The following is a 16,024-nucleotide window of genomic DNA, read 5'->3' on the forward strand; positions in this document are numbered from 1 at the left end:
TCGTCAGATCATAAGCCGGCACGGCGGCGCGAAAGCGATCCAGCCAGGCGACGAGGGTCGGTTGCGTGGCGCGCCAATCGACCTGTTTGCGGAAGTCGAGATAACCGAGCGCGCAGGCCAGCGCGAGGGTGCCGACAGTGAAGTGGGTCGGATCAGGCGGTGCGGTCGCGAACGCTTCAAGGCCACGTTCGATCTTGCCGCGCTGATAGGCAAGCCAGGGCTCGTGATGGATTTCCGCCGGCCGATGCCGCCCTTCGTAGACGACGAGCACGCCGGCATCGAGGATGCCGTCGCCGAGCGCCTGCAGGGTGAGGGCGTCGAGACGCTTGTCCCAATCCTTCGGCAGCAGGCGGTCGCCACCGGCCAGATGATCGAGATATTCGAGGATGACGCGGCTGTCATAAAGGCGACGTCCGTTGTCGAGCCGCAGAACCGGGATTTTGCGCAGCGGATTGTCAGGACCGATGGATTCGACCGCATTCAGGGCGTCGACCGTGACGAGGCTGATCTGGCTGTCGAGTTTCAAATGTTGCGCGGCTATCCGGACCTTGCGGACGAAGGGCGAACTCGTTGTACCGCGTAACAGCATATAATTCTCTCCCATTACCCTGCTTGTATTACTCTGCTAGCGGCCTTCGTTCTTGCGCATCCAAGACACCAGAAAGGGCAGGCAGAGGCTGATCAAAAAATAACGCGCCAGGTGATGGGCGGCGACAAACACGGGGTCGACACCGAGAACCAAGGCGAGCACGACCATAACCTCCTGGCTACCCGGTGCATAGCCGATGAGGGCGGCGCCGAAGGGCACACCGAGAAGATGCGTCGCCATCGTGGCGAAGAGCATCGACACCGCCAGCATGGCGGCCAGCGCCATGACGGTGCCGAGGCAGATGCGGGCGAACAGGCTCCAATCGAAATCGACGAAGCGGGAACCGACCCAGGCGCCGAGCAGGCACTGGCCGATGTTCATCAACCACGATGGCGAGCGCCCAGGCGCGATGCCGAAATAATGCAGCATGCCCGACGCGATCATCGAGCCGAGGATCATGCCGCCGGTGATATTGAAATAAGCGAAAAGACCGCCGACGGCGAAACCAGCCCCAAGCGACAAGGCGATGGCTAGGGGCGGATCGATGGTGAGCGTGGCGAGTGCGGCGAAATCGCCGCCGACTTCGTGAACGATGATCCACGGCAGGACGGTGGCCAGAAAAATGACGCGCGACATCTGCACCACGGCGATGCGTGCCGCGTCGGCGCCCATGCTCATCGACACGGAGACGATGTAGCTCATCGAGCCCGGCACCGAAGCGAGCATGGCCATCGAGCGGGGCCAGCCCATCAGCCAGACCCAGACGGCGGTGGAGGCCAGCGTCATCATCACCACGCAGATGGCCATCAGGGCGATGCTCGCCGGATAGGCGGCGATATGGGAAAACGTGTCGGGGCCGACGACGGAGCCGATGGCCGTGCCGATGACGCCCATGGCGAGATAGCGCAGCGGCGCGCTGATGCTGGTGGCCCAGCCGACGACCGACAGAAGTGCGACCGCCACAACCGAGCCCGACATGGCGCCGCCGGGCACGTTCAGCCAGGCGAAAGTCAGGCCGCCCAGCGCGCCGACGGCGACGGTGAAGGCCTCGCCCAGAATGCCGGGCGCGGTGTAGTCGGACCTTTTTCCTGCTGTCATTGTCTGTTGGGGGCTGAGGTGTATTGAGGGCGGCGGGGCTTGTTTGAGCGCCGCGCTCCTGTCGCATGGGGATGGCGGGGCGGCAAGTCTTGGTTGTTATCAAGTCTTGACCAGCCTGGGTCGTTATCCACTCCGGCCGTTTCCAAATTCCGACGCGGCGTTCTAACCTGCGTTAAATTTCATCTTGAGAGATTTTCAATGACCGAACCGCGTTCTGATGCCGAACCGCATTCCATTGCCGAAGCACCTGCCCATCGGGCCACCGCCATGCGCGGGCGCGACCGCCATGAGGATCACCGGACGGCGACGCCGCTGGAACTCCTGTTCGATCTCACCTTCGTCATTGCTTTCGGCATCGCCTCGGCGCAATTCGCCCATCAATTGGCGGAGGGGCACTACCAGGCCGGATTGATCGGCTTTTCCTTCGCCATGTTTGCCGTGTGCTGGGCCTGGGTCAATTTCTCCTGGTTCGCGTCCGCCTATGACAACGACGACTGGATCTTCCGTGTCACGACGATGGTGCAGATGGCCGGCGTGCTCATCCTGGCGCTCGGCTTGCCGCGGATGTTCAAATCCATCGACGGCGGACCCTATCTCGACAATATGATCATGGTGTTTGGCTATGTGGTGATGCGGCTGGCGATGGTGTTCCAGTGGCTGCGCGCCGCGACGCAGGATCCGGCCCGCCGCAAGATCTGTCTGATCTACGCGGTGAGCATCATCGTGGCGCAGATCGGCTGGGTGATCCAGGCGATCGCCGATATTTCCGTGCTGCAGTCATTCCTCTGTGGCGTGCCGCTGATTGCCATCGAACTTTTAGGGCCGGTGCTCGCCGAACGACGGGAAGGCGGGACGCCCTGGCACGCGCACCATATCGCCGAGCGCTACGGCCTGTTGGCTATCATCGCGCTGGGTGAAGGGGTGGTCGGCACGGTGGCGACGATCTCGGCCATCGTCGAACAGCAGGGCTGGAGCATTGACGCAGTGCTGATTTGCCTCGCCGGCACCGGCCTGACCTTCGGCATGTGGTGGGTCTATTTCACCATTCCGTCCGCACAGGTTCTGCACGCGCATCGGGAGCGCTGCTTCGTGTGGGGCTATGGCCATATGTTCATCTTCGCCGCTATTGCCGCCACGGGCGCCGGCCTGCATGTGGCTGGGCTGTATATCGAGCATAAGGCGCATATCAGTGCGCTGGCGACAATGATGACGGTGGCCGTCCCCGTCGGGCTTTATCTGCTGATGCTTTATCTCCTCTACACCTATCTGATGCAGGAGTTCGATCGCTTTCACTTTGGGCTGATCGCCGGCACGGCTGTCGTGCTCGTGGCGGCGGTTTTCATGGCGGCGATCGGCGTGCGGATGACGCTATGTCTGGCCGCCCTCGCATTGGCGCCGCTGGTGACGATCATCGGCTATGAAATGGTTGGCTATCGCCATCAAACGCAGGCGCTGCAACGCGTGACGGAGTGAGTGTGACGGAGTGAGACAGGGCGACCAACGGATGAGACTGCGCGTCTAACGTTCGGCGCGACGCGGGCATACTCTGGAGCGAACTCAACAGCACCAGGGAAACACCGTGCGCGCGCTCCCGTCGATGATCTCCGTTGCTCTGGCGCCCATTGCTCGCAAGGCACGGCCAGTCGTGGCTGCCTTGCTGGCTTTGGCCGTCACCGCCCTGGCTCTGCCGCATCAGGGCTTGGCGCAATTCGACGATGCGAGCGGTGTCTGGTCGATGGTGGTTACCGACCGCTTCGGCCAGAGGCAACGTTGCCAGTTGGAGCTCTCGAATTCGAGCAGCATTCTCGGTGGCTATCGCGCCAATATTTCCGGCTGCGGCGGCGCGTTCATGTCGGTCTCGCAGTGGAAGATGAACAGGCGTGGTTTGACACTGAATGACATGTCTGGCCGTTCGCTGATAACGCTGCGACGTTCCTATGGCGGTTTCTCCGGTCGCAGCAGTTCTGGCCAGTCTGTCTGGCTGCGCGGCGGCCAGTCGATGTCTTCGTTTGGTGAGGCATTTGGGCCATCGGTGGCGCCTCCCATCATGCCGGCGCCGAGGGGGTGTTCCATCTACTACGGCTTGTCGCAGCGTTGCGCGGCAGACGATGATGTTTATGCGCCTCGCTTGGCTCCGGGACAGGCTCTCTCCGTGCGGCTCGTCTCTCCTGCCAATCTACGGCGGGCGCCGGGGCTGAACGCACCGTCCCTTGCAACTATGCCGCTCAACGCCTGCGTGGTTGCCGATGCCTGCGGACCACAAGCCGATGGCGCGGAATGGTGCCGCGTGCGCTACGGTGATCAGACCGGTTATGTGGTGAAGGTTTTCGCGCGTGGAGGACGGCGCTACATCCTGTTCTCGAATGCGTGTTCATCGCCGTGAAGCAGGCCGGCCGCCAAGATGCGGGTCAGGCGGATCGCGATCTTGTGCCGAGCGTGGGATCCCTGAACTGGCTTGGCGCCGCGCCAAACCGGCGTTTGAACATTTTGTTGAAGCTTGACTGATCAAGAAAGCCACAGCGGAAGGCAAGGTCGCTAATCGAAGCCGAGGGCTCGGCACTCAACAATTCTTTGACGGATTCGAGACGAGAGTCCCTGATTGTTTCGACAACGCCTGCGCCCTCCCGTTCGAAATGGCGATAGAGCGTCGCCCGGGAGCAGCCGAGCGCTGCGGCGAGGTCGTCTGGTGACAGATCGGGTTCGCTGAGCCGCTCGGAGATTTGGCGACGTGCCGCCGCCATGAAGGCAGCCCCTTCAAGCCTCGGAGGCGCGAGAGGGTCCGTTCGCAGCAGAAGCAAGGCAAGTTGTATCGCCACTTCGATGACGTCGCTTTGTTCGGCTTGCGCGAGCCGCGGCGCTTCGGCGGCCAAGAGACGGAGATGCGATGCGAAGAGTGTGGTGAAACTGGATCTGGCTCTGAAAATCTCGCCGGATCTCATCTTGGCTCTATCGCCCAAAATATCGATGGCGTGCCGCCGGTTGATCAGGAGCCCGAGCTCGCGATGCGGCAGCCATTCGGCGCGGATCGGTTGGCTGAAATCAACGATATAGATATCGCCAGGCCGCAACGCGAACCGTCGATCGCCGAATTCGAGATTGGAACAGCCGTCGACGATCAGGCCGATATAAATCTCCTCGCCGCCGTCCCGGGCGCAGCGCTCCCGGGAGCGCTCGACATAGAGCAGGTCCGAATAGTGATCCCAGAATTCACCGTTACGGGCGAGCGAGCGGCGCAGCCGCGCCTGGAACGGCTTGTCCGATGGGGCGGTTCGCTCGACCTCCATGCGTTTCAGCACCGTTGCGCTCCAATAGCGCAAGGTGTCGTTCGGTGACAAACCGTTGGTGTTGAATTCCATCGTGAACTGTTAGCCCGCCGCCATTTCGAGGAATCATCGTCAAGTATTGTCGTTTCGCAAGAGGGGTCAAGACCGAGGATAAAGGGAGCGCAAAGGCTTTCCGTAAAATGCGACCGATCGGTATGAGACGGGGCGACCAATCGTGATGAGACCTGCAGGCTAACAGGGCAGTTGCCCGCGCAGATATGCAACAAGCATCGCCAGAACCGGGCGTGGCGAGGGCGATGTTATGCGCGCCGTGTCCCGCACAGGCGATCGATCCATATGCGGACCATCATCGCGAGTAGGGTGAAACATGAGGATGACAGTTTTGCTGGCCGGCGCCATCGCCGCCAGCGTCAGCGGGACGGCTTGGGCGGCAGATCTACCCGTTCGGACCACAGCGATGCCGGCTATCATGGCGTATAATTGGGCGGGCATGTATGTCGGTCTGAATGCCGGTTACACCTGGAGCCAGAACCGGACGCGCTACAACTACGCACTGAGTGGCGCCGCCGATGCTGCCGATATCGCCGAGTTCAATGCGGCTGGCCTGGTGCCGTCGAGTTTCGGTGGCGCCCGTGGCGGTTTCACCGGAGGCGCCCAGCTCGGCTATAATTATCAGTTCGGAACATTGTTGTTCGGGCTTGAAGGCGATCTCCAATATCTCGACTCGAAACGCTCAGCGAGCCAAAGCTTCAGTTTTGTCGATGCCACGGACAATATATCGATCGTGACTGGCGCGCGGTCGCGTCTTGATTGGCTGGGCACTGTGCGGGCGCGCGCTGGCCTGACCTTTGATCGCGCACTGATCTACGCCACGGGCGGTCTGGCCATCGGTCGAGCAAAGGACGGAACGAGCATTTCGTCGACGGGTGTTAGCAATGGCGTTCCCTATGTCGGCATCTGGCGCGGCGAGAGGACCGGGACGCGTGTCGGATGGGCGCTCGGTGGTGGCATCGAATATGCCATCACACAGAGCCTGTCGCTCAAGGCTGAGTATCTCTATTACGACCTGGGAACGACGCGCTATGCCGTCGCCGGCTCATCTACGGATCCCGCTGAAGGCTTCCTGGGTGGTGTCGCGAAAGCGAAGCTGAACGGCAGCTTGGCCCGTGTCGGTCTCAACTGGAAATTCGCGGCCTATTGACGGTAGTGAAGTTCTCCTTCTCGCGCGTGGCGCGAAGCTAACGCGAGAGGGTCTTAGCCTATAACGCAACGCCGCTAGCGGCGTCGCGTTCCATGAAAGCAGTGTCGGCATCTTTCCGCGCATGCTGTAGCCAACAAGTGCGACGCACAAAACATTCGGTGCACGAGCTCTTGCTGGATGTCAGGCCATCGAAGCCACGTAGAGGCTCCTTTCGTACCTTGAGCCAGGCGGAACCAAACATCGCGGACTCAGTTGTTATTGGTAATCACCATTGACGGAGGCTGACATGGGCCGTGGAATTTTGCTTTGGCTGCTGGGTGTTCCGATCCCGATTATCATCCTGCTTGCTTTGCTCGGGCGCTGAGGAGGATGAGATGAGCCAAGTCATTTCTGATCGTGCAGTCTCCACAACGTCCGCTGCCTCCGCGGTTGCATCTGCCGTCTCTTGGGCGGCGGTGTTGGCGGGTTCGGCTGCTGCGGCGGCCTTTGCTTTGGTCTTGCTCACACTCGGTGTTGGGCTAGGCCTCTCGGCTGTGTCGCCCTGGGGCAGCTCGGTGTCGGGATCAACCTTCAGCTGGCTGGCCGTGGCGTGGCTTCTTGCCGTAAATCTTTTTGCCTTCGGCCTCGGCGGTTATCTGGCCGGTCGTCTGCGGACGCGTTGGACGGATTTGCATCAAGACGAGGTCTATTTCCGCGATACGGCGCACGGCCTGCTGGTCTGGTGCGTCGGTATGATCTTAAGCGCCTGTCTGATCGCCTCAGCTATCACAGGAACCGTGTCGACCGCGGCTACCACGGCGTCATCCGCTGTTGCGAACAATGCGACGTATTTTGTTGATACGCTGCTGCGCTCCGATCGAGATGCTGGGAATTCGGAACAGAGCCGGAATGAGATTGGTCTGATTTTCGGCAAGCTTCTCAGCAATACCGGCGTCACGACTGATGATCGGACCTATGCGGCGCAACTGATCGCGCGGCAGACTGGGCTGAGCCAAAGCGATGCGGAACAGCGTTTGTCGCAAACGATTGATCGAGCCAAGAGCGCGGCGGAGGCAGCTCGTAAACTGGCCTTGCAAACGGCCCTATGGGTTTTCGTCGCCATGCTGATCGGCGCCTTCACGGCAAGCTATATGGCAACCGTGGGCGGAGAGGCGCGAGACGAGGACTGAACCTCGCTTCACGCCGTTAGTAGGAAGACGATTGACATCAATGACCAGCCGCCCGTGGCGGCAGCCAGCGGGCGATGGCGACCTCGACAAGTTCAACCACCGCATAAACGCCTAGGCCCAGGAACGAGAGCGCAAACAGGGCGGCGAAGGCCAGTGGCGTGTTGAGCTGTGACGTGGCGCTCAACAAGAGATAGCCAAGGCCGCTGCTTGAACCCATGAATTCGCCGATGACCGCGCCGATGACCGCCAAGGTGATCGCGACTTTGGCGCCGGTAAGCACGAACGGCAGCGCGGCGGGGAATTGCACCTTATAGAAGATCTGCCAGGGCGAGGCTTTCAGACTGTGCGCCAATTGGATGAGTTCACGCGGGGTCGAACGCAGACCGGCGGCGGTATCGATGATGATGGGAAAGAAGGCCACCAGCCAGACGATGGCGAGCTTTGATTCGAGGCCGGTGCCGAGCCAGACGAGAACGATCGGCGCCAGCGCCACCTTCGGCACCGATTGCAGCGCGACCAGCAACGGATAGAACATCAGGTTGAGCGGCCGCGAATTGGCGATCGCCACGGCCAGCGGCAGGCCGACAGCCATGGCGAGGGCGAAGCCGAGCACGGTTTCGACCAGCGTCACCCAGCCTTCGCGCATCAGCAGGCCAAAGCTATTGGCAAACGCGATGGCCACTTGATCAGGCGCCGGCAGAACGACTTCTGGAATCTTGAGCAGCCAGCAGGCCAGAGCCCAAACCGCGACAATAATGACAACGCCGGCGAACGGATAGCCGATCCGGGAGAGCATAGTGTTGTCGAACATTCTCAATGCTCCGAGCTTGACGCAGTCAACAAACCAAGGACTTCGCTGGCGCGGCGTTCAGCCTCAATGAATTCGGGCGTAAAGCGGCTGGCCTGATTGCGGGGCCCTGGAATATTGATCTGGAACTCGGCGCTGACGCGCGCCGGCCGGCGCGTGAACACCACCACCTTGTCGGAGAGGTAGATCGCTTCCGAAATCGAATGGGTGACGAACAGGACCGAGGCGCTTGTCTCGGCTTTGATCTTGAGCAAGAGGTCGTTCATGTCGAGGCGCGTGAACTCGTCGAGTGCGCCGAACGGTTCGTCCATGAGCAGCAGCTTCGGCTTGTGGATCAGCGCCCGGCACAGCGAGACACGTTGCTGCATGCCGCCTGAAAGCTCGTGCGGCCGTGAATTGGCGAAGGCGTGAAGTCCGGTGATCTGCAGAAGCTGCTCAGCCCGCGCCTTCGCCTGAGCATCGTTGCGCCCGAGGATTTCCATGGGAAAGAGGACGTTCTGCAGCACCGATCGCCAGGGCATCAGGCTGGGCTGCTGAAAGACAAAGCCGTAGTCGGGATAGGGGCCATCCACTTCGCGGCCGCCGACCTTCACTGAGCCGGATGTCTTCGAGGCGAGGCCGGCGACGATCGTTAGGAGTGTTGTCTTGCCGCAACCGCTTGGGCCGAGCAGCGCGACGAACTCACCTTCGTTGAAGCTCAGACTTGCCTCGTCGAGTGCGACAACTTCCTTTCCCTTGCTTCCGAAAACTTTGCGGACATTCGCGATCTCGACGAAGCCCATTCCATTCCTTTCTAGCAGCTCCACGAGAAATCGCGGACAGCACAGCGTTTTAGAACAAAGCATTCAGCTTGAATGTCTACTGAAATATCTTATGATGTCTCTGTGGTCAATGGCAGCCGGCAAGCCGCGCGGCACAAGCCCGAAAGAGCAACCAGAGGAGATCGCGATGTTGAAAAAACTTGCCGGTGCAATCACGCTTGCGGTGCTGGCCGCGGCGCCAACCGGTGCGGTGGCAGCTGATACCAACGTCAAATTCATTCTCGATTTCATCAGCCTCGGTCGCCACGCGCCTTGGTATGTTGCGCTGGAGAAGGGCTATTTCAAAGAAGAAGGCCTGAACGTCGAAATCATGCCTTCGAAAGGCACTGCCGATGCCATTCGCGGCGTCGTCACCGGCATGGCGCAGATGGGTTTCATCGATGTGCCGAGCCTTGTGGCTTCGGGGAAAGCCGGTAGCGACGTCAAGATCGTCGCCAGCAGCTATGTGGAGGCGCCCTACTGCGTCTATTCCCTTAATCCCGGCGCCAATGTCACCAAGCCGGCGCAGCTCGAAGGCTTGAAGTTCGGCTCCAGCTCGGCCTCCTTCGTGCCGCAGATCTGGCGCGCCTTCATGAAGATGAACGGCCTGGACGGTTCGAAGCTTGAAATCGTCAATATCGATGCGGCTGCCCGCGTGCCCATGCTCGCGGCCGGACAGGTTGGTGGTGTCGATCAATTTCTGATGGCGGCGCCCGCCATTCGCCGCGCCGCGCCGGGCAAAGAGGCGGTGTGCCTGTTCGCCGCTGATTATGGCCTGGATCTCTATTCCAATTCGATCGGCGTGAAGAAGAGCTTCCTCGATCAAAATCCGGAAGCGGTGCGCGGCTTCGTGCGCGCGGCGCTGCGCGGCTGGCAATATACGCTGGCCAATCGTGATGAAGCGACCGCTATCATGGTCAAGAACGTGCCGGCTCTCGATCGCGGCATCGTGCGCGAAGAAATCGATCTGCTCGAGCGCATCGGTGTCAATGCCGACGTGAAAGCCAATGGCTTCGGCAATATCGTCCCGGCCAAGATGGCCAAGACATTCGAGTTCATCAATTCGAACGTCGAGGTTGCCGGCGGCAAGCTCGAAGCGGACCAGACCTTTGTGCCGGGCTTCCTGCCGAAAACGCCGATCCTGCCGGCACAGAAATAATTCAAAGACAGCTGACGGCAAAAAAGAATCCCCGGAGCTTGCTCCGGGGATTTTCATTTTAGCAAGGTACCGTCCGTCATTGCGAGAAGCGTAGCGACGAAGCAATCCAGGGGCGTGGTATAACGTTGTAAAATGCCTCTGGTGCAGGTCGATTTGCGTCTATGGCTCTATCCTTGGCTCCTGGATTGCTTCGCCGCGCTCGCAATAACGGCGGAAAGCCCTCAGGCTTTCGGCACAACCTGCTTAAACTCGATCAGCACGTTTGAATAAATGCCCTTGCTGGCATTCTCCAATTCATGGGGAATGCCGGGCTCCCGCCACATCACTTCGCCGGGCGTTTCCTTGGTTTCGCGGACGCGGCCATCGGAAAAGCGCATGATGTTTTCGCCAGGCGTCAGCGGCACGATCAGATAATGCATGTCGTGCTTGTGCCACGGCTGAATGCCGCCGGGATCGAGCTTGAGCCGCCAGACGCGGATCGTCTCGTTCTCGAAAATAACCTCGTCGCCAATCGCACCTAGAATGGTGCCTTCGGGCATGTGGACTTCGCTCATTATTTATCCCCTTTGCAGGTGAAGCGTGCCAGCAGGCGCGCCGGGTTTTCGCTCAGATATCTTTTGCGGCGCTCCGCCGAGAAGTCCGCCAGCTGTTGTTGCGGCTCGATCAGTCCCATTGGGAACGGCCAGTCGGAGCCGAAGACGACATTCTCGGACCCGAAGGTGTGATCGGCAAGTTCGGCCGCGGCCTCGCTGTGGCAGATGCAATCGACATGGATGCGTTTCATCAACGTCGAGGGCAGGGCGCGTTTGGTGTCGATATCGGGGCGCGCCGTGGCATGGCCGCGATCCCAGCGGCCGGCGACCGTCGGTAACAGGCCGCCGCCATGGGCAAAGCAGGTCGTGATATGGGGGTGGCGTTCGAGCACGCCCGAAAAGATCAGATGCGCGAGGGCGACCGTGGTTTCGTAGGGGTTGCCGAGGAGATTGGTGAGATAGAAGGATTGCAGCCGTCCGTCGGCGCATTCACCGGGGTGAAAGAACACGAAGGCGCCGGCCGCATCGAGCGCCTGCCAGAGCGGTGCGAAGGCGGCATCGCCCAAGGTGCGATCGTCGCCGGTTCCCGTCGGCATGGCGAACAGGACATGGCCGCGACCGATCCACTCTCCGGCAATCTCGGCGGCCACCGCCGGGTCTTCGATCGGCAGATGCATCAACGCTGTGAATTTGCCATCAGACGCCGCGGCGATGTCGCGCAAGCCGTCGTTGACGTAGTGCGCCCAGGCGCGTGCCTGCGCGCCGCGCAGCTGCTGCCGGTAGAGCGGCGGGGGCGCCGAGATCCAGGCATGCGCGACGCCATTTTTATCCATCCATTGCAGCAAGGCGTCCGGCTGAAACAACGGCTTCATGCCGACCACATGGCCGTCGATGATCATCACGCCCTTGCCGGCGTCCCAGGAGACGTCGTCAATCCGCGCCAGCCGCTCGGGCACCACCGGCGCCAGATGCGCGTGGACGTCGAGGGGGATCTGCGCTTGCGGTTGCGTCATTAAGCCTGTCCTCTGATCCGCTGGTAGATATCGGCGATCAATCGCGATCCGATCGGCAGAATGGCGGCGACGTGATCGTCTGGCCGCAGCAGAACCACCGTGTCGTCAGCACAACCCAGCCGGGTGCGCAGTCGGTTGCCGATGTCGAGCAAAGCCTGGTCGCGCAGGCCGGAATCGAGAGGCGCATCCCAGCGCGAGACCACGAAGCTCTTCAACCCCGGCAGATCGTCCGCCGGCACGGCCGGATGACGGCGTACATCGGTGAAATAGAGCGCGACAAAGCTGTCGTCGCAGAGATCATGCAGATGGATGCGGCGGCCCTGGCCGTCGAACAGCGGCATGTCGGGCACGCGATCGCCGACACGAATGGCCTCGCGTTCGGTCTTGACGATCGACCAGAGGCCCGAGCCATCGACATCCAGGCGCACGCCCAGCATGGAGCGCGTCATCGCATTGGCCCAGTCGGAGCCGGACATGGCGCGCGCGCCGTCTTTCTCGCCGCCCATCAGTTTGCGCGCCGCTTCGGCCATTTCGCCGGAGCCACGGGCCGCCAGCGGCCGTTGTTCGCGTTCATAGCCGTCGAGCAGACTGTCATTGGCCCAGCCACGCAAGACCCAGGCCAGGCGCCAGGGCAGATTGATCGCGTCGAGCACACCGGTGTTCAATCCAAGCGCCCACATCGGCGTGATCAGATGCGCCGCATCGCCGGCCAGGAAGACGCGATCCGCACGCCATTTCGAGGCGATGCGGTGATGGACCCGATAGGTGACGGTGTTGATGACTTCGAGCGCGCTGACCTCGCCGATGAAATGGCGGACCTTGGTTTCAAGTTCGGCCGGTGTCGCCTCGTCGGCGCCCGGCGCCAGCGGAAACAAGAAGCGCCAGCAATGGGGCTGGCGCACCAGGATCATCCACTCGTTCGGATCGGCGAAATAGGCGAGATAAGGATAGTCGCGCGGGTTGGAGGTATCGAGATCGACCTTGATGTCGACGAGCATGTAGCGCACGTCGAGCGATTGGCCTTCGACCTCGATGCCGAGCTGACCACGCACCGTGCTGCGGCCGCCGTCGCAGGCGATAAGATAGCTACCTTCGACCTCGCGCACGCCCTCCGGTGTTTCAAAGCGCGCGGTGACGCCTTCGGCTTCTTGCGTGAACGAGACCAGTTTGTGGCGCAGATTGACAACGCCGGGCGGTAGATCCGATAGGTTCTGCGCGAGGATCGGCTCGAGATGATGCTGCGGCATATTGATGACGAAAGGAAAGCGTGTTTCCTCGACGAGGTTCTCGGTCATCACGGAGGTGCGGCGGGTGTTGGTGGCGCGTTCGATCTCGCCGATCTCATCAAGCCGTAGCGCTTTCGATAGCACGGCCTCGTCGACGCCATAGCGGCGGAACGCTTCGATGGTCCGCGTCAGGATCGTGCCGGCCTTGGTGTCGCTGGAAAATTCGCGATCTTCCTCGAACAGGCGAAAGTCGATGCCGTAGAATTTTAGCGCAAGGGCCGTCATCAGCCCCACCGGGCCGGCCCCCACCACAAGAACCGGTTTCGTCAACTGCGGACTCCTAATCCTCGTCACGCGGGTAAGCCATATCGCGGCTGACGAGCGAGGCCGTCATGGTTGCCGCGTCAGACAGGAGAAACATCAGCGGGCCGATGACATCTTGCGCGCCGCCGACGCCGGTCGAGGCTTTCCAGCTGGCATCATCGGCGCCAGCATTGGCGGCGCGATATTGCGGTGTGTCGATGACGCCGGGCGCGATCAGATTGACGCGGACCCGATGCTCGGCGACTTCCTTGGCGGCGCTCTTCGCCCAGGCGATGAGCGCACCCTTGGTGGCCGCATAGGCGGAGGCCTTCGGCCAGCCTTGATGCGCCAGTCCGGACGAGAAAGCGACGATGGAGCCTTTGCGGCGCGCGATCATGGACGTGATCACAGCCTGATAGCACCACATCACGCCATTGAGATTGATGGCGATCACGCGCTGCCATTCGGCTGGGTCCATCTCATGGATGTTGGTGCGCGGCTGGGTCGCTGCGGCGCAGACCAGGCTGTCAACAGGCCCGATGGTTTGCGCGATCTCATTGAAGCACGCCATGACCGCTGTTCGATCGCTGACATCGAGACGACGGGTTGCGATGGACGGGGCCTCGGCGCGCAGGCTCGCCAACGCGGCCTCGTTGACGTCGCAGACCACGACGCGGGCGCCGGCCTGCAGGCAAGCCAGCGCCAGAGCGCGTCCGATGCCGCTGGCGCCGCCGGTGATGGCGATGACATCGCCGGTGGCATCGAAGCTCGCCTTCATACGACCTCGCTCATGGAAGAAGTGTCCGTGGTCTCGTGCAGGTTGGCCACGACACGGTTGCCCGAAAGATGGGCCGTGGCAAGACGCATGATCGATCAGCCGTTCGGCAGAACCGCAATCGCGCTGATCTCGATCAGATAGTCGGGCGACACCATCTTGGCGACTTCAACCATGGTCGAGGCCGGCACGGGCGCCTTGAAATATTCCTGGCGGACTTTGTGAATGGCGGCGAAATGCTCGATATTGCGCACGTAAACGTCGACGCGCACGACATCGTCCAGCGAACCGCCAGCCGCTTCAGCGGCAGCCTTGAGGTTTTCGCAGACCTGACGCGTCTGGGCGTCGATATCGCCGATCCCGGCAATCGTGCCATCGGCGCGGCGCGCCGTCATGCCTGAGATGAAGACCAGCTTGCCCTTCGCTTCGATCGTGGTGGCCTGAGAGAAATGACCGTTCGGCTTGGCAAGCTTGTCGCTGGTGATCTGCTGCTTCATGTCTTTGACTTTCAGTTGGAGAGAAGAGCGCTGACGTCGACGCCCAGGCCGCGCCCGGTTTCGATGAGGCTCGATAGCGCGGCTGCGGAGACGCGGCAGCGGCCAGCGGCCCCGGTGCGCGCGGCGAAGGCCAGCTCGCCTGGGGCATAGATGCGCTCGACGCCGGGGGCGCGGCGCGAGGCGGCGACGCGGGCGAGTTCGGCTTCGGTCCGCGTGGCAAACTTGTCGGCGTCAACGAAATGACCGACATCGATCGCCAGGAACAGGCTGGCGCTGCCATAGGGCTTGGCCGGCGGCCCATAGAGCGGCGCCACTTCAGCGCCGATGCCGCCGTCGGATAGGCCGCCGCAGAGGAGATCGGCGAGAAACGCCAGGCCAAAACCTTTGGGGCCGGCGGCGGGCAGCAACATGCCTTCGATCGCTGCCTTCGGATCCGTCGTCACAGCGCCGCTCTTATCGGCCGCCCATCCCTCGGGGATCGGTTGGCCGGCAGCCGCCGCGTTGCGAATTTTGCCCATCGCCACGGCGCTCAACGCCATGTCGATTTCAGGCGAGAACGGCGCCTTGCTCGGGGCGACAATCGCCAAGGGATTGTTGCCGGTGAGCGGTTCGGCGCCGCCGGGTGCTGGCATCAAGGGCCGCGTGTTGGCCATCACCATGCCGACGCAGCCTTGATCGGCCATCATCCGCGCGTAGCGGCCAGCGGAGCCAAAATGAAAGGCATTGCGCACGGTGACAGCAGCAAGGCCGTAGCGCTTGGCCCGCTCGACAGCGAGCGAGACCGCCTGACGGGCGGTCAACTGGCCGAGCACATTGTGGGCATCGATCACAACCGCTGCTTCGCGATCGGAGACGACTTCGCCGGCCGAGGCTGTGGATACGGAGCCGGCGCGCAGGCGATCCACGTACATCGGCACGAGCATCACGCCATGGGAGCCAACGCCCTCGACATCGGCAGCGACAAGATCTTCAGCCACGATGGCAGCGTCGGCTGGCGACACGCCCGTGGCGACGAAGATTTTGGCGACTGCTTCAGCCAGGGCCGCAGCGGAAATTCCGCCGTCACCGCCCTTCGACATCAGCGCGCGTCCTCGTCATTGGTGTACCAGGACGGACGCTCGGGATAGTGCGGGCCATCGTACATTTCGACGACGATCGTATCTTCGTGCGCCAAGGTCGGGCCGTGAACATTGCCCTTGGGGTTGCAGTAGAACGAACCAGCACGCAGCGTCACGCCGGTGCTGGTGTATTCGTAGTGCCCCTCAAGGCAGAACATGAACTGGTTCGACGCATGCAGATGCGGCGTCGGAATGCTTGAGCCTTTGTCGAAACGGATCAGGGCGATGGTCGCGCCGGTGGCCTCGTCGCGCCAGAGCATCTTTTCATGCACGCCGGCGAGGGACTTCGCGCGCCAGGGCAGGTCGGCCGACTGGATCAGGATTTCGCTTAAGGAGGGCATGCCCGGCGGGGTGGTCGGAGGCGTTTGGCTCGTCATTTCATCATCCAAATATCACAAAGTAGATTAGATGATATTTCAGGTGATCTAAAAAGCAAGCGCTTTGTCGGCGA

17 protein-coding genes are annotated in these 16,024 nt (G+C 61.7%); 5 read left to right on the forward strand and 12 right to left on the reverse strand.

The features are described 5' to 3' along the window. Both BLW50_RS00005 and BLW50_RS00010 read right to left on the reverse strand, forming a co-directional pair. A partial coding sequence (locus tag BLW50_RS00005) for a glutathione S-transferase N-terminal domain-containing protein (RefSeq protein ID WP_090696069.1) occupies positions 1 to 589 on the reverse strand: 589 nt, incomplete at its 3' end. A gap of 36 nt (positions 590 to 625) precedes the next feature. Then, positions 626 to 1,687: an AbrB family transcriptional regulator gene (locus tag BLW50_RS00010; RefSeq protein ID WP_090696070.1), complete on the reverse strand. Its 1,062-nt coding sequence runs from the start codon at positions 1,685 to 1,687 to the stop codon at positions 626 to 628. Between the two features lie 198 nt (positions 1,688 to 1,885). On the opposite strand from BLW50_RS00010, the gene BLW50_RS00015 reads away from it, so the two are divergent. After that, on the forward strand, positions 1,886 to 3,160 hold the full coding sequence (locus BLW50_RS00015; RefSeq protein WP_210186003.1) for a low temperature requirement protein A: 1,275 nt from the start codon (positions 1,886 to 1,888) through the stop codon (positions 3,158 to 3,160). Between the two features lie 106 nt (positions 3,161 to 3,266). Continuing rightward, positions 3,267 to 4,070, forward strand: a complete 804-nt coding sequence (locus BLW50_RS00020; RefSeq protein ID WP_090696071.1) for an SH3 domain-containing protein — start codon at positions 3,267 to 3,269, stop codon at positions 4,068 to 4,070. A gap of 25 nt (positions 4,071 to 4,095) precedes the next feature. On the opposite strand, the gene BLW50_RS00025 is transcribed toward BLW50_RS00020, so the two are convergent. Continuing rightward, positions 4,096 to 5,043 (reverse strand): helix-turn-helix domain-containing protein, encoded by a 948-nt coding sequence (locus BLW50_RS00025; RefSeq protein ID WP_090696072.1) that lies wholly within the window; start codon positions 5,041 to 5,043, stop codon positions 4,096 to 4,098. Between the two features lie 295 nt (positions 5,044 to 5,338). Between BLW50_RS00025 and BLW50_RS00030 the strand changes: the two genes are divergently transcribed. Beyond that, positions 5,339 to 6,172, forward strand: coding sequence for an outer membrane protein (locus BLW50_RS00030; protein ID WP_090696073.1), 834 nt, complete (start codon positions 5,339 to 5,341; stop codon positions 6,170 to 6,172). A 554-nt stretch (positions 6,173 to 6,726) separates the two neighbouring features. After that, entirely contained in the window at positions 6,727 to 7,341 is a 615-nt protein-coding gene (locus BLW50_RS00035; RefSeq protein WP_210186004.1) for a hypothetical protein, read from the forward strand. 37 nt (positions 7,342 to 7,378) lie between these two features. Here the strand turns inward: BLW50_RS00035 and BLW50_RS00040 are convergent, their stop codons facing one another. Together BLW50_RS00040 and BLW50_RS00045 are read right to left on the reverse strand one after the other, a co-directional pair. Further along, positions 7,379 to 8,152, reverse strand: a complete 774-nt coding sequence (locus BLW50_RS00040; RefSeq protein WP_090696075.1) for an ABC transporter permease — start codon at positions 8,150 to 8,152, stop codon at positions 7,379 to 7,381. 2 nt (positions 8,153 to 8,154) lie between these two features. Then, a complete protein-coding gene (locus tag BLW50_RS00045; RefSeq protein WP_090696076.1) occupies positions 8,155 to 8,931 on the reverse strand; it encodes an ABC transporter ATP-binding protein in 777 nt (258 codons plus the stop codon). A 166-nt stretch (positions 8,932 to 9,097) separates the two neighbouring features. Between BLW50_RS00045 and BLW50_RS00050 the strand changes: the two genes are divergently transcribed. Beyond that, positions 9,098 to 10,108 carry an ABC transporter substrate-binding protein gene (locus BLW50_RS00050; RefSeq protein WP_170849895.1) on the forward strand — a complete coding sequence of 337 codons (1,011 nt, stop codon included), beginning with the start codon at positions 9,098 to 9,100 and terminating at the stop codon, positions 10,106 to 10,108. 221 nt (positions 10,109 to 10,329) lie between these two features. Here BLW50_RS00050 and BLW50_RS00055 read toward each other — a convergent pair whose 3' ends face one another. From BLW50_RS00055 to BLW50_RS00085, 7 genes are all read right to left on the reverse strand, one after another. Beyond that, the gene (locus BLW50_RS00055; RefSeq protein WP_090696078.1) at positions 10,330 to 10,662 is read right to left on the reverse strand and encodes a cupin domain-containing protein; all 333 of its coding nucleotides are present in this window, start codon (positions 10,660 to 10,662) and stop codon (positions 10,330 to 10,332) included. Next, positions 10,662 to 11,654, reverse strand: coding sequence for an amidohydrolase family protein (locus tag BLW50_RS00060; RefSeq protein WP_090696079.1), 993 nt, complete (start codon positions 11,652 to 11,654; stop codon positions 10,662 to 10,664). The genes BLW50_RS00055 and BLW50_RS00060 overlap by 1 nt, the downstream gene beginning before the upstream one ends. Next, the gene (locus BLW50_RS00065; protein WP_210186005.1) at positions 11,654 to 13,210 is read right to left on the reverse strand and encodes an FAD-dependent monooxygenase; all 1,557 of its coding nucleotides are present in this window, start codon (positions 13,208 to 13,210) and stop codon (positions 11,654 to 11,656) included. Before BLW50_RS00065 ends, BLW50_RS00060 begins: the two co-directional genes overlap by 1 nt. A 10-nt stretch (positions 13,211 to 13,220) precedes the next feature. Then, positions 13,221 to 13,961, reverse strand: coding sequence for an SDR family NAD(P)-dependent oxidoreductase (locus BLW50_RS00070; RefSeq protein ID WP_090696080.1), 741 nt, complete (start codon positions 13,959 to 13,961; stop codon positions 13,221 to 13,223). 95 nt (positions 13,962 to 14,056) lie between these two features. Continuing rightward, positions 14,057 to 14,455, reverse strand: a complete 399-nt coding sequence (locus BLW50_RS00075; RefSeq protein ID WP_090696081.1) for a RidA family protein — start codon at positions 14,453 to 14,455, stop codon at positions 14,057 to 14,059. Positions 14,456 to 14,466: 11 nt separating this feature from the next. Beyond that, on the reverse strand, positions 14,467 to 15,534 hold the full coding sequence (locus BLW50_RS00080) for an Ldh family oxidoreductase (RefSeq protein ID WP_090696082.1): 1,068 nt from the start codon (positions 15,532 to 15,534) through the stop codon (positions 14,467 to 14,469). Further along, entirely contained in the window at positions 15,534 to 15,950 is a 417-nt protein-coding gene (locus BLW50_RS00085; RefSeq protein WP_244544085.1) for a cupin domain-containing protein, read from the reverse strand. The genes BLW50_RS00080 and BLW50_RS00085 overlap by 1 nt, the downstream gene beginning before the upstream one ends. Positions 15,951 to 16,024 lie beyond the last annotated feature (74 nt).

It is taken from the genome of Beijerinckia sp. 28-YEA-48 (genome assembly GCF_900104955.1).
Taxonomy (GTDB): domain Bacteria; phylum Pseudomonadota; class Alphaproteobacteria; order Rhizobiales; family Beijerinckiaceae; genus Terripilifer.

Bases quoted from the DNA above. Each gene is read 5' to 3' on its own strand.
- BLW50_RS00010 (WP_090696070.1), bottom strand. From the start codon at position 1,687: ATGACAGCAGGAAAAAGGTCCGACTACACCGCGCCCGGCATTCTGGGC.
- BLW50_RS00015 (WP_210186003.1), top strand. From the start codon at position 1,886: ATGACCGAACCGCGTTCTGATGCCGAACCGCATTCCATTGCCGAAGCA.
- BLW50_RS00025 (WP_090696072.1), bottom strand. From the start codon at position 5,043: ATGGAATTCAACACCAACGGTTTGTCACCGAACGACACCTTGCGCTAT.
- BLW50_RS00030 (WP_090696073.1), top strand. From the start codon at position 5,339: ATGAGGATGACAGTTTTGCTGGCCGGCGCCATCGCCGCCAGCGTCAGC.
- BLW50_RS00040 (WP_090696075.1), bottom strand. From the start codon at position 8,152: ATGTTCGACAACACTATGCTCTCCCGGATCGGCTATCCGTTCGCCGGC.
- BLW50_RS00045 (WP_090696076.1), bottom strand. From the start codon at position 8,931: ATGGGCTTCGTCGAGATCGCGAATGTCCGCAAAGTTTTCGGAAGCAAG.
- BLW50_RS00050 (WP_170849895.1), top strand. From the start codon at position 9,098: ATGTTGAAAAAACTTGCCGGTGCAATCACGCTTGCGGTGCTGGCCGCG.
- BLW50_RS00055 (WP_090696078.1), bottom strand. From the start codon at position 10,662: ATGAGCGAAGTCCACATGCCCGAAGGCACCATTCTAGGTGCGATTGGC.
- BLW50_RS00060 (WP_090696079.1), bottom strand. From the start codon at position 11,654: ATGACGCAACCGCAAGCGCAGATCCCCCTCGACGTCCACGCGCATCTG.
- BLW50_RS00070 (WP_090696080.1), bottom strand. From the start codon at position 13,961: ATGAAGGCGAGCTTCGATGCCACCGGCGATGTCATCGCCATCACCGGC.
- BLW50_RS00075 (WP_090696081.1), bottom strand. From the start codon at position 14,455: ATGAAGCAGCAGATCACCAGCGACAAGCTTGCCAAGCCGAACGGTCAT.
- BLW50_RS00080 (WP_090696082.1), bottom strand. From the start codon at position 15,534: ATGTCGAAGGGCGGTGACGGCGGAATTTCCGCTGCGGCCCTGGCTGAA.
- BLW50_RS00085 (WP_244544085.1), bottom strand. From the start codon at position 15,950: ATGACGAGCCAAACGCCTCCGACCACCCCGCCGGGCATGCCCTCCTTA.